This is a genomic window from Desulfovibrio sp. OH1186_COT-070 (assembly GCF_003860215.1).
Taxonomy (GTDB): Bacteria; Desulfobacterota; Desulfovibrionia; order Desulfovibrionales; family Desulfovibrionaceae; genus Desulfovibrio.
Map to the genome: position 1 here is coordinate 1 of NZ_RQYH01000008.1, position 12,310 is coordinate 12,310.

Sequence of the window (12,310 nt, forward strand, 5' to 3'; positions counted from 1 at the left end):
GCTCTTGCTCGTCCACGGCGATAACCGGAACTTTCTTTTTTCCCTGCTCCTTGGTAAATTCCATCTGTAGCCTTCCTTGTTGGTCTGGGGGTTGATCGTCCTAACCAAAACCTAACCAACTTGGAGGGCTACGTCATTTTTCAAATCTGCGAAACTTTCTGAAAGTTTCACGATTTCAACGAGATCTGTACTTCAACCATATGAAATGGACAACAAATTTTTTGAAAAATCATCATAAAGGTGAATGTTTACTTGCCTGAACTGGCGGACGGATTTTGTGGCTTTGCTGTGGGGCGGCAGGAACAACAAAGCCCCCTGTTGTCGGGGGCCGTGTGGTCAGAAGTTTGTGGTGTCGGGGTGTCAGGAGTGCTTGCGGGTCAGGCCCGCCCACAGGCCAACGCCTATCACCAGGACGCCGATAATTGCGTATGCAGTCCAGGCACTCATTTTTTCGCCTCCCATATGGTGAAAATATAACTATAACCATTCTTTTGCGGGTTGTCGAACTCTTTTGCAGGCTGTCGCGGGGTGGAAGGCGTTGCAATGCATCGGGGCAAAGCCGCATCACCTGTACAAGTGGATGTTCATGTGGAATTGTCATCCCCCCCGCCGTTGATCGTTTGCGCAGTGCTTTGCCCCGGCTGTTCCATGGCTCCCGCGAGGGGCTTTTTTGCATGCAAAAATCCGGACGGCCCATTGCGGGATGCCCGGATTTTTGGGTGCGGGGGCCGTGCGGCCCCCGCAGGATTTGGCAAAAAGCCTAGAAGCTGTAGGCGAAGACCACCTGGGCCTTCCACATGTCCTGCTTGGAGAACGTGCCGTTACCCGCGCCGCCGTTGTAGCCGCGCCGGGTCCAGGTGCCGTTGTCCATGCAGTTGATGACGTAGTCCAGTTCCAGATTCATTTCCAGGTTTTCGTAGATCTTGTAGGAGTTCACCAGGTTGAATTCCACAAGACCGTCGTGGGTGGTCAGGTACGGGCCTTCGTTGCCCCAGCCGCCGCGCCACGAATCGGCGTTGTTCATGTACTTGACCATGGAGGTGGAGTTGGTGCCGCCCCAGTAGGCCACGCGGAAGGTGTGGCTCAGATCTTCCACAAAGCTCATGTCGCGCAGTTGCGCGCCGATGCCCCACGTGCCGGCATAGCTCACAGCGTAGTCTTGGCGTCCCCAGCCCAAGTTGCCGTCGCCCAGGAAGGAGGTGAAGGAACCGCAGGGCACAATAGAAGGCATACGCTCGGAGCCGTTTTTCACATTGCCGTCGTCACCGCTGGCATACCAGCCGAAGATGCCGGGCACGCCCCAGTCCAGCTTGTATTCCACAAGGGCCTTGGCCAGCCAGCCCTGACGCTGGGTGCTGGCGCGATCCCAAGCGGTCGGATCAAGGCGCTTGGTCACGTTATAGCGGCCCATGGCTTCGACATAGCCGTAATTGATGTCGAACTCGATGTTCAGGGGATCAAAGGCCGTGATGGCCACGGGCAAGCCGGCCCAGAACAGGGAGCCATAGTGTTTGCTGGTATTCCACGCGGCATTGGGAGTGAAGCCGGTGTTGAAGCCCGAGTAATAGCTCAGCAGGGAGGCATCCAGGAAGCCGTCAGCGGTGCCCCAGCCACCAGCAGCCGCCGGAGCGCCATAATTCCGCAGGGCGTTCTTGCCCATCATGCCGTACATGACCCAAGGCGTCACTTTCACGCCGTCAAAGGTCAGGGGCAGGGTCAGGGCAAAGAGGTCAATGTTGTCCAGATAGTTGGGCCTGTCCGTCCCTGTGCCGCCTGCACCGTTGAAGTTGTCGTTGACCGGGCGCGCCCAGAAGGCGGTGAGGCCCACGTTTTCGTTGAAGGCATAGCTGGCGGTCACGGCAGCCACATCACCATCAAACACGGCGGAGCCGCCGGCCACGTTGGGCAGCACCAGCCCCTGAATGCCCATGCGGAACTTCAGGTCGGTCTGGGGCACGATCCAGTCGATATAGGCGCGCTTGACCTCCACGGCAACGCCGTCAGCACCCAGAGCACCACCGGCACCACGATTTGCAACGCCATTAGCACGCCCCCAAATTTGGTCACCGATTTCAAAATACACGGTGCCGGACAGGGCCTCGGAGGCCACGGCGTCCAACTGCAGGCGCACGCGCTGACGGGCGTCGAACACGTCGTCGTCATTGCTTTTCAGGCTCTGCTGACCGGGAGCCCTGGTGTGCCTGGTGGGGCTGGTGTCACTCACGCCAAAGCCCATGAGCCACTGGCCCTTGGCCTTGAAGTCAATGGCGCTGGCGCCGGTGGCCGCGCCGAAAACCAGGCCCGCAGCCAAAAGAAGCGTACAGATGCGTTTCATGTTTTCCTTCCTCCATAAAGATTCTGATGGGGGTCAAAAATTTTTGACCCGCTGACATGAAACGCACCCTACACGGCTTTGCACCGCATGGCAAGAATTTTGGTAAAAAATTTTTTACTTTTCCTGCGGGCGCACAATCACAGAAAATCGGGGTCTGCGGCTGCCCTGCCTTCGGCCAGCATGATGCGCACATAGTGCAGGCCGTGTTCGTCCACAGGGAGGATGGGAAAGTTCTGCCCGCAGGCCGGGCAGCGGATCATGCGCGGCTCGGTGGGGCTGGCCTGGGGAATGTGCTTGCCGCAGCCGGGGCAGGGATAGAAAAACAGGATTTCCATGCCGTCAGGAGCCACGGGCTGCACGGGGCGCTTGCGTTCAGTCACGGTGCTCTCCTTCGCTCCCGCTGGCTGCCAGATTGCGGCCGGTCATGGCTTCTGGCAGGGGCACGCCCCACAGGCCGAGGATGGTGGGGGCCACGTCGCACAGCCTGCCGTTGCGCAGGGCGGGTGCGGGCGCGGCTGTGGCGTCCAGCAGGATGCAGGGCACGGGATTGGTGGTGTGGGCTGTGTGTGGGCGGCCGTTGGGGGTGAGCATGGTTTCGCAGTTGCCGTGGTCGGCAAGAATCAGCATGCGGCCCTGCCGCGCCTCCACGGCGGCGGCCATGCGCCCCACGCATTCGTCCACCACGCGGCAGGCCTCCACGGCGGCCTCCAGATTGCCGGTATGGCCCACCATGTCGCCGTTGGCCAGATTGCAGACCACAAGGTCATGCTCCCCCCGGTTCCAGGCGTCGACAAATTTGTCCGTCACCTCGCGGGCGCTCATGGCCGGTTTCTGGTCATAGGTGCTCACGTCGCGCGGCGAGGCAACAAGGATGCGCTCCTCGCCCGGAAAAGGCTCTTCCACGCCGCCGTTGAAAAAATAGGTGACGTGGGCGTATTTTTCTGTTTCTGCCAGGCGCAGCTGGCGCAGTCCCAAGCGGGAGATCACCTCGCCCAGGCCCATGCCCGCCGCCTCCTTGGGAAAGGCCACGGGAATGCCGAAATCTGCCTCATAGGGCGTCATGGAGGCCATGCCCGTCAGCGCGGGCAGCCTGCCCCGGTCAAAATCGGCAAAATCCCGCGCCAGAAAAGCCCGCCCCAACTGGCGCATGCGGTCTGCCCGAAAGTTGAACAAAAAGAGCCCGTCACCGTCGGCCATGCCCGGAGCGTCTCCACCGGCAAAGGCCACGGGCGCAATGAATTCGTCCGTAACGCCCTGCTGGTAGGAGGCGGCCACCACTGCCGCCGGGTCCTGGTCTGTCAGAGGCTGGCCGTGCACCAGCGCCTCCCACGCCCGCTGCACGCGCTCCCAGCGCCGGTCACGGTCCATGGCATAAAAGCGCCCGGCCAGACTGGCAATGCGCGCCAGAGGTTGCGCCTCAAGAAAGGCTTGCAGGCGGCGTACAAAGTCCGCGCCGCTGTGGGGGTCGCAGTCCCGCCCGTCCATGAAGCAGTGGATGCGCACGGGAATCCGGGCCTCATGGCACAGGGAGCACAGGGCTTCGAGGTGGCGGATGTGGCTGTGCACGCCGCCGTCCGAGAGCAGGCCCGCCAGATGCAGCCTGCCGCCGCTGCGGCGCACAGCGTCCAGCAACGCGCCAAATGCGGCGTTGGCGGCAAGGGAGCCGTCTTCCAGGGCGAGGTCGATGCGGGTCATGTCCTGATAGATCACGCGGCCCGCCCCGATGTTCAGGTGCCCCACTTCGGAATTGCCCATATAGCCATCGGGCAGGCCCACGTCCCGGCCGGATGCCGAAAGGCGCGCGTGGGCGCAACGCGCCGTGAGGGCATCAAGGTGGGGAGTTGCGGCCAGCCAGGGGGCGTTGCCCGGCCCGGGAGGGGCCATGCCCCAACCGTCAAGAATGAGCAGAAGGGTAGGGGTCATGCCTGTTCGCCTTCGGGTTCGGAGGTTGCGGACGGAGACGGCGCGGCCCTGCGCGCGGAAACCTGCGCCCAGAGGGCCTCCAGATTGTACATTTCGCGCGTGGATTCCAGAAAGATATTGACGACCATGTCGTTCATGTCCACCAATATCCACTGGCCTGCGGCATGGCCCTCGGTGCGCAGATATTCGTAATTGCGCTCCCGGCACAGTTGCCCCACGCCGTCGGCCAGGCTCTGGGCCTGCCGCACGGAACCTGCGCTGGCAATGACCAGAGCCTCGGTAAAGCCGGACCGGCCAGCCAGATCCAGGCTGACCACCTGCGCGGCCTTGTGATCTTCAAGCCAGCGGACCACATCCGCCACCTTGTCGCACAGGGGAGTGGATGAAAAGCGCCGCGCGCTGCCGGCAGCCGCCGGAGAAGTCTGCATGATTTTTTTCATGCACCCTGCTTACCGCAAACTTGCCCCAAGGGCAATGCGCGCGGCGGGGGGGCCTTGTGCCGCTGGCCCGGAAATCCGGGTGCGCGGCAGGGGCAGGGCGTGTATTGACCCCGGCCCCGCATTGCGGCAAAAGATGCCGTAGCGCCAGCAACGCAAGGAGAAAGCCCGTGCTTTTTGATATCAGACAGGAAACCCTGCCCCGCGAAGATCTGGAAGCCCTGCAACTGCGCCGCCTGCGCGATTTGTGCGGCCGCATCCACGCCAATGTGCCCTTTTACCGCAAACGCTTTGAGGAGGCGGGCATCAGCCCCGCGTCCATCAATTCGCTGGCGGACCTGCGGCTGCTGCCCTTCACGGAAAAGCAGGACCTGCGCGACTATTATCCTTTTGGCCTGTTTGCCGTGCCCAGGGACCATATCGTGCGGCTGCACGCCTCCAGCGGAACCACGGGCAAGGCTGTGGTGGTGGGCTATACGGCCCGCGACCTCGACCACTGGGCCGAAGTCATGGCCCGCAGCATGGCCGCAGCCGGAGTGAACCATGCCGATGTGGTGCATGTGGCCTACGGCTACGGCCTGTTTACCGGAGGGCTTGGCGCGCACTACGGCGCGGAGCGCGTCGGCGCCACGGTGGTGCCCGCCTCGGGCGGGGCCACGCGGCGACAGGCGCATCTGCTGCGCGATTTCGGCGCTACGGTGCTCTGCGCCACGCCGTCGTATGCCCTGCACCTCTGGGAAGCCGCGCGGGAAACCGGCGTGGACTTTGCGACCCTGCCCCTGCGGGTGGGGATTTTCGGCGCGGAGCCGTGGTCCGAAGGCATGCGCCGGGATATTGAGGAAAAAATGGGCATCACTGCCATCAATATTTACGGCCTGTCGGAAATCATGGGGCCGGGCGTGGCCAGCGAATGCGCGGAGGCCAGACAGGGCATGCACCTCTGGGAAGACCATTTTCTGCCCGAAATCATTGATCCCGTCACAGGAGAGCAACTCCCCCCCGGCGAAGTGGGCGAACTGGTGCTGACCACGCTCACCAAGGAGGGCATTCCCCTGCTGCGCTACCGCACCCGCGACCTGACCAGCCTGGACTACACCCCCTGCCGTTGCGGGCGCACCCATGTGCGCATAGGGCGCATACAGGGCCGCAGCGACGACATGCTCATCATCCGCGGGGTCAACGTCTTCCCGCAGCAGATTGAGGGCATTCTCATGGAAAGCGAGGGGCTTTCCCCCAACTACCAGATCATCGTGGACAGGGTGGACAATCTGGATACGCTGGAAGTGCACGTTGAGATGGACGAAAACCTCTTTGCCGATGAAATCCGCAAACTGCAGATGCTCGAAAAACGCCTGCAAAAAAATATCAAGGAATTTCTGGGCGTCACAGCCAGAGTGCGCCTTGCGGAACCGCGCTCCATAGAGCGCTCCGAAGGCAAGGCCCGGCGCATTGTGGACAAACGCCCCAGGGATTGAGCGCGGGCGGCGTTGGCGAAAAGACGCGCGAAGAGCTTGACAGGTTCCGGCAGAAGGAGTAAATATTTGTTTTGTGCGGGAGTAACTCAGTGGTAGAGTGCAACCTTGCCAAGGTTGAAGTCGCGGGTTCAAATCCCGTCTCCCGCTCCACTTTTTTTCCGGTTTTTTCGGCGGCATAGCCAAGTGGTAAGGCAGAGGTCTGCAAAACCTCGATTCTCCAGTTCAAATCTGGATGCCGCCTCCAAAAGGATTTTTCAGCTACAGATTGCGGGAGTAACTCAGTGGTAGAGTGCAACCTTGCCAAGGTTGAAGTCGCGGGTTCAAATCCCGTCTCCCGCTCCACCCTTGCGGGAATAACTCAACGGTAGAGTGTCAGCTTCCCAAGCTGAAGGTTGCGGGTTCAAATCCCGTTTCCCGCTCCAGGAAGATCCACAGGCTGCGTCAAAAAACGTGGCCTGTTTTTTGTTTGTCCCCCTTTTTGAGGGAGACCCCCCAAAAAATTGCTTGCCATAGTCCCATTTTGGGACTATGGTTTGTCCATGAGAATAGTCGCTGTTTCGACTCTGAAAAGATTTTGGGAGAACCATGCTGCCTGTACGGACGCCAAGGCTCCACTTGAGGCGTGGTATGCCTTTGCGGGCAAGGCTGACTGGGCTTCCCCGGCAGACGTCAAAAAGGATTTCGGAAGCGCAAGCATTCTCAAGGACGGGCGCGTGGTCTTCAACATTGCCGGGAACAAATACCGGCTTGTGGTCAGGATAAACTATCCTTACCGCGTCGTGTATATCCGTTTCATCGGTACCCATGTTCAGTATGATGCCATTGATGCACAAACAATATGAGGAAAAACACCATGCATATCAAGCCTGTCCGTACCGAAGATGATTACCGCGAGGCTTTGCGCCGTATGGAAATGCTTATGGACGCTGAAGCCGGAACGCCTGAAGGCGACCAACTTGAAGTTCTGGCAACACTGGTGGAAGCCTATGAACGCAAGGCGTACCCCATGGATATTCCCGATCCGGTAGAGACCATCAAATTTCATATGGAACGTAGCGGGATGACGCCCAAAGACCTGAAGCCCATGATAGGTAATCTGAACCGCGTTTATGAGGTGCTGAATCACACGCGCCCGCTTACCCTGTCCATGATTCGGAAGCTGCACAGTGGGCTTGGAATTCCTGCCGAGAGTCTGATCAAGGCATCTGTTCACGCATAGGCCATGCCTCTACCCTGTATGTTTTCAATGTTCTGTCTTTCTCCTCGTGTAATCCCCCAAAAAATGGTAGCATTTGAAAGTAGAATTTCCCATACTCATGAAGCGCACAACGAAAAAAGCCATCCGGAAATTTTCCCAGATGGCTTTTTTCGTTGTTTTTTGTGCTGGTCGGGATGAAAGGATTTGAACCTTCGACCCCTTGAACCCCATTCAAGTGCGCTCCCAGACTGCGCTACATCCCGACGCAACACAAATTTTTATGTTGCAGGGCAGAGATTGTCAAGGAGTTTTTGGGGATTTTTCTCCCGTGCCAGAACAAGGGCTACCATGGGGGGAAGATACAGGCTGATGTCGCCTTCAGGGCGGTGGGGCAGGGGCGCGGTAAAGTGTTCCGTGGGGGGGAGGGTGATTGCCAGATTGCCGTGACCGGCAAAGCGTTTTTCATCCGAAGACAGGATTTCCGTGTATTTTCCGGGGGTGACCGCAAAAAGCATGTTCTGGGGTTCCAGTTCATGAAAGTTGAAAACAAAAAGCAGGCATCCGCGCTCAAAGGCCAGGATGCGCTTTTCTTCATGGATAAAGCGGAAAAGGGGCGGCTTTAGAAAATCGGGCAGAAAGGCGCGAACAAGCTCCAGCATCTGCGCTTTGTCCCAGGAGGCGAGGGCGGCATATTTGAGGTCGGCCCGCTCTGTGAGATGCCACTGGCGGTGGGCGCGCTCTTCCGCATCCAGCCATTCGGGGTGGCCGAATTCGTTGCCCATGAAGTTCAGATATCCGGCATCGGCCGCAGCCAGCGTCACAAGCCGCATCAGGCGGTAAAAGGCCAGCCCGCGCGAGACGTTCCAGTTGTCCGCGCCAAAGGCCATATAGTGGTACATGTCATCGCCCAGCAAACGCCAGATCATGGCATCATCGCCGTTGATGCACTGGTCGTGGCATTCCACATAGCTGATGGTGCGGTCATAGGCGCGGTGGTTGGTCATTTCGTGCCACAGGCTCCCCATATCGCGCGGGGAAACGATGCATTTTTCCCAGTAGTCGGGAATGCCCATGGCGAAACGGTAGTCAAACCCCAGTCCGCCCTCTTCCGGTGCGCAGGTCAAACCCGGCATGCCGGAGAACTCTTCTGCTATACTTATGGCGGAAGGCGTCAGGGTATGGACAAGAGTATTGGCCAGCCCCAGATACATTTCGCCGTCAATATTGGCGCGGGGTTCGTTGTGCTTGCCGTAAAAGCAGCGGTGTACGTGCGAAAAATCGTCATCCATGCCAAGGTCATGGTACAGCATGTTGCCCACGGCATCGAAGCGAAATCCGTCTATCCGGAATTCTTCAAGCCAGTAGCGGCAGTTGGAAAGCAGAAAGCGCCTTGCCATCTCCTGGCTGAAGTCAAAGGACGGGGTGCCCCACTGGTTGAGCTTGTCGGTAAAGAAGTAACTGCTTCCGTCATAACGGGCCAGCCCCTGCTCCGTATTGGGGCTGGCGTGCCCGTGGGGGATGTCCAGAATAACGGTCAAGCCCAGACCGTGCGCTGTATCCACCAGTTCCCTGAACTGGTCGGGGGTTCCGTAGCGCGAGGAGGGGGCAAAGTAGTTGCTTACCTGATACCCGAAGGAGCGGTAGAGGGGGTGCTCAAGAATGCCCATAAGCTGCACGGTGGTGTAGCCGCTTTCCCGGATGCGGGGCAGGATATGGAGGGAAAAATGCCGGTAGGTGCCGACACTGTCTTGCCCATGCTCATGCGCGGCCTGCGCCATGCCGACATGCGCTTCGTAGATGCGGGGAAAGGGGGAGCGCTTGGGGCGCCTGTGTCGGAAAACATACGGATTTTCCGGCAGCCACATGCGGGCGCACCACTGCGCGGGCACGGTCGCGTCCTGCTCCACCCATGCGGCAAAAGCCGGTATGCGCTTTGCCGATAGCGGCGCCTCGGTATTTTTTTGCGCGGCGGAACCTGGCTCTATGCGCAATTCCGTGTATGTTCCGTGCCGGAGTTCGTCGCAGGGCAGTTCCAGTTCAAAAATACCGTCAGCACGGTGCCGGAAGCGATAACGGGCATGCCGCTGAAAGCCGAGCCTGTCCGTTGTGAGCCAGACGGCAGCGGCCTGGGGCATATACTCACGCCAGCGCCAGACGCTTTCTCCCGCAGCGTTGACAGTGCGGTGCGGACCCAGAATTTTGTGCAGGTTGGCATAGGAGCGCAGCGAACCGAAGCGGGTGCGGATGCGCTCCATTTCCGCATTGTGGTTATGGCGGCGTCGCAGCAAAAAAGGCCGGTATGCTTCCAGAGAGGGGTCTTCCAGGGGATTTGCCGGAGAAGGGGCCATGGCGACATCTCCTTGAATGCTCGTGGTTGACCACAAGGGCGTGTCGTTGGTCGACGGTTTGGCGCGGCAGCAAACTTCTGGAGAAACAGTGGGGCGTTCCGGCAGTCATGCGACCGGAAACTCCGGAACGCCCTGTTTTTGTGTGCCGGGCACAGTCATGCGCCCGGCATCCGTTCAGTCTTTGAAAGGAGAAATTTTGCGCAGCGTGGCAATGATCTGCGGAAAATGCTGGATGACAAAATCGACTTCTTCCTCCGTGGTATACCGGGAAAGGGAGAGGCGGATGGAGCCGTGGGCGTAATTGAAGGGCACGCCCATGGCCCGCAGCACATGCGATGGCTCCAGGCTGCCCGAGGTACAGGCAGAGCCGGAACTGGCGCAAATGCCCATGCGGTCCAGCATGATCAGGATGGCCTCGCCTTCCACATTCTTGAACGAAATGTTGGTGGTGTTGGGCAGCCGGTTTTCCGGGTCACCGTTGACAATGGTGTCCGGAATGCTGTTGGTGATGCCGTGCTCCAGGCGATCCCGCAGACGCGCCATTGCGGCCGACTCCTGCTGCATATGGGTGGCGGCCATTTGGGCTGCCACGCCCAGCCCCACGATATACGGCACGTTTTCCGTGCCCGCGCGGCGGCTGCGCTCCTGATGCCCGCCCCGCAGCAGGGGGCGAAAACGTACGCCCTTGCGCACATAGAGTGCGCCAATGCCCTTGGGGGTGTGCAGCTTGTGCCCGGACAGGGACAGCATGTCGACAGGCATGCTGCCCATGTTTATGGGCAGTTTGCCCACAGCCTGCACGGCATCGGTATGGAACAGAATGCCGCGCTCTTTTGCCATTTCCGCCATGCGCTGGATGGGATAGTAGTTGCCCACTTCGTTGTTGGCAAACATGATGGATACCAGTGCCGTGTCTTCGTCCAGGGCGGCTGCGTATTCGTCCAGATCAAGCCTGCCCTTGTTGTCCACGCCAAGGTAGGTCACGCGGTATCCCTGGTTTTCCAGATGCTGCATGCCGTTGAGAATGGCGGGGTGCTCCACCCGCGTGGTGATCATGTGGCGTTTTTCGGGCTGGGTTCTGACGGCGGTCCAGATGGCGGAATTGTCGCTCTCCGAACCGCAGGAGGTAAAGATGATTTCTTCGGGCGAAGCGCCCAGAAGCTCCGCAAGCTGCCCGCGAGCCGTGTCCACGGCTTCTGCAACCTGGCCTCCGAAAGAATACATGCTGGACGGATTGCCATACAACTCACCCAGATAGGGCAGCATGGCCTCGCGCACTTCAGGGGCAATGGCCGTTGTGGCGTTGTTGTCAAGATAGATGGTTTTCATGCCTGCGCCTCCACCACAAGAATGTCCGGTTCCACATGTTCGCGCAAAAGCCCCTGCACCAGATCGCGGATGGTCACTTCGCTGGAGCGGCAGTTGGCGCAACGCCCGCGCAAGGAAACCACAACGCGCGGCCCGTCCACGTCCACCAGTTCGATGTCGCCGCCGTCCAGCGCCAGGCGGGGACGGATTTCTTCGTCAATGATCCTGAGAACCTTCTGCATGCGCTGGACGTTGGTCAGGCGTGCCTTGGGCTTCAACTCCACCAGAACCTTCTGCTGCAACTGGGCAGCCAGAATTTCCGCGATTTCGTCCAGGCACTCTCCGCACGCGCCTCCGGCCTTGGTGTAGTTGGTGATTTCCTCCACGGTCTTGAGACCGTTTTCCGTGATGGCGCGGATGATCTGGGCATCGGTAATGCCAAAGCATTTACAGACCAGTTTGCCGTCCTCATGGGCGTGGGGTACGGGCGGTTCGCCCCGCCAGTGGCGGATGGCGGCTTCCAGAGCTTCCTGTCCCATGACGGAACAGTGCATCTTCTGCTTGGGCAGGCCTCCCAGAGCGGCAACAATGTCCTTGTTGGTCACGCGTGATGCCTGATCCACGCTCATGCCCTTGATCATGTCCGTAAGGATGGAACTGGAAGCAATGGCGCTGGCGCAGCCAAACGTTTCAAAGCTGGCGTCTTCAATGATTTCGGCATCGGAGATTTTCAGGTACAGCTTGAGAGCGTCGCCGCAGGTCAGGCTGCCGACTTCTCCTATGGCATTGGCTCCCTCCAGGGGGCCCACATTGTGCGGGTGCAGAAAATGGTCATGAACAGTGTCAGTGTAGTTCCACATGGGAGCCTCCCGAGGGATGGTTTTTCATGTCAATAATGTCTTGCAGCGTGTAGCGCTGCAAGAACGTGTGAATGTTTTCGTCCAGTGCGTTCCAGAAGTTGCGGGCAGGGCAGACGTTCTCCCGGGAGCAGTGGAAGTCCTTTGTCAGACAGGTTACCGGGGTGATTTCTCCCTCCAGGTGCTGGAAAATTTCTTTCACGCTGATTTCCGCAGGTGATCGGGCCAGCGCATAGCCGCCGCCGGATCCGCGCGCCGTGCGCAGTATGCCCGCAGGGCGCAGCATACGCGCAATCTGCTCCAGATAGCCGTGCGAAATGTTTTCCGCCTGAGCCACCTGCGGCAGACGGAGAAATTCTCCCACAGGGTGGGCCGCCAGCCGCAGCAGAAAGCGCAGGCCGTAGCGGGTTCTTGTTGAAAAGCGCATAG

11 protein-coding genes and 5 tRNA genes are annotated in these 12,310 nt (G+C 59.6%); 7 read left to right on the forward strand and 9 right to left on the reverse strand.

The features are described 5' to 3' along the window. Positions 1–760: 760 nt before the first annotated feature. The 4 genes from EII23_RS04335 to rsfS all read right to left on the reverse strand — a co-directional run bounded on the left by EII23_RS04335 (position 761) and on the right by rsfS (position 4,698). Entirely contained in the window at positions 761–2,335 is a 1,575-nt protein-coding gene (locus EII23_RS04335) for an outer membrane homotrimeric porin (RefSeq protein WP_124792171.1), read from the reverse strand. Between the two features lie 137 nt (positions 2,336–2,472). After that, complete coding sequence (locus EII23_RS04340) at positions 2,473–2,715, reverse strand: hypothetical protein (RefSeq protein WP_185702291.1); 243 nt, start codon at positions 2,713–2,715, stop codon at positions 2,473–2,475. After that, the gene (gene gpmI / locus EII23_RS04345; RefSeq protein WP_124792172.1) at positions 2,708–4,258 is read right to left on the reverse strand and encodes a 2,3-bisphosphoglycerate-independent phosphoglycerate mutase; all 1,551 of its coding nucleotides are present in this window, start codon (positions 4,256–4,258) and stop codon (positions 2,708–2,710) included. Before gpmI ends, EII23_RS04340 begins: the two co-directional genes overlap by 8 nt. Continuing rightward, positions 4,255–4,698 carry a ribosome silencing factor gene (gene rsfS, locus EII23_RS04350; protein WP_124792173.1) on the reverse strand — a complete coding sequence of 148 codons (444 nt, stop codon included), beginning with the start codon at positions 4,696–4,698 and terminating at the stop codon, positions 4,255–4,257. Before rsfS ends, gpmI begins: the two co-directional genes overlap by 4 nt. Positions 4,699–4,865: 167 nt before the next feature. Here rsfS and EII23_RS04355 point away from each other — a divergent pair, with 167 nt between their 5' ends. The 7 genes from EII23_RS04355 to EII23_RS04385 all read left to right on the forward strand — a co-directional run bounded on the left by EII23_RS04355 (position 4,866) and on the right by EII23_RS04385 (position 7,389). Then, positions 4,866–6,170, forward strand: a complete 1,305-nt coding sequence (locus tag EII23_RS04355; RefSeq protein WP_124792174.1) for a phenylacetate--CoA ligase family protein — start codon at positions 4,866–4,868, stop codon at positions 6,168–6,170. Between the two features lie 75 nt (positions 6,171–6,245). Next, positions 6,246–6,320: transfer RNA gene (locus tag EII23_RS04360), tRNA-Gly, on the forward strand. 19 nt (positions 6,321–6,339) lie between these two features. After that, positions 6,340–6,414, forward strand: a tRNA-Cys gene (locus EII23_RS04365). A gap of 23 nt (positions 6,415–6,437) precedes the next feature. Beyond that, positions 6,438–6,512: transfer RNA gene (locus EII23_RS04370), tRNA-Gly, on the forward strand. 5 nt (positions 6,513–6,517) lie between these two features. Next, positions 6,518–6,592 (forward strand) — tRNA-Gly (locus EII23_RS04375). Positions 6,593–6,709: 117 nt separating this feature from the next. After that, complete coding sequence (locus tag EII23_RS04380; protein WP_124792175.1) at positions 6,710–7,012, forward strand: type II toxin-antitoxin system HigB family toxin; 303 nt, start codon at positions 6,710–6,712, stop codon at positions 7,010–7,012. Positions 7,013–7,023: 11 nt separating this feature from the next. Then, the gene (locus EII23_RS04385) at positions 7,024–7,389 is read left to right on the forward strand and encodes a type II toxin-antitoxin system HigA family antitoxin (protein ID WP_124792176.1); all 366 of its coding nucleotides are present in this window, start codon (positions 7,024–7,026) and stop codon (positions 7,387–7,389) included. 165 nt (positions 7,390–7,554) lie between these two features. Here the strand turns inward: EII23_RS04385 and EII23_RS04390 are convergent. From EII23_RS04390 to EII23_RS04410, 5 genes are all read right to left on the reverse strand, one after another. After that, positions 7,555–7,631 (reverse strand) — tRNA-Pro (locus tag EII23_RS04390). Positions 7,632–7,646: 15 nt separating this feature from the next. Continuing rightward, the gene (locus EII23_RS04395) at positions 7,647–9,716 is read right to left on the reverse strand and encodes an alpha-amylase family glycosyl hydrolase (RefSeq protein WP_124792177.1); all 2,070 of its coding nucleotides are present in this window, start codon (positions 9,714–9,716) and stop codon (positions 7,647–7,649) included. A 174-nt stretch (positions 9,717–9,890) separates the two neighbouring features. Continuing rightward, on the reverse strand, positions 9,891–11,045 hold the full coding sequence (gene nifS / locus EII23_RS04400; protein WP_124792178.1) for a cysteine desulfurase NifS: 1,155 nt from the start codon (positions 11,043–11,045) through the stop codon (positions 9,891–9,893). After that, complete coding sequence (gene nifU / locus EII23_RS04405) at positions 11,042–11,884, reverse strand: Fe-S cluster assembly protein NifU (RefSeq protein WP_124792179.1); 843 nt, start codon at positions 11,882–11,884, stop codon at positions 11,042–11,044. Before nifU ends, nifS begins: the two co-directional genes overlap by 4 nt. Continuing rightward, positions 11,868–12,308, reverse strand: a complete 441-nt coding sequence (locus EII23_RS04410) for an Rrf2 family transcriptional regulator (RefSeq protein WP_124792180.1) — start codon at positions 12,306–12,308, stop codon at positions 11,868–11,870. The genes nifU and EII23_RS04410 overlap by 17 nt, the downstream gene beginning before the upstream one ends. Positions 12,309–12,310: the final 2 nt, after the last annotated feature.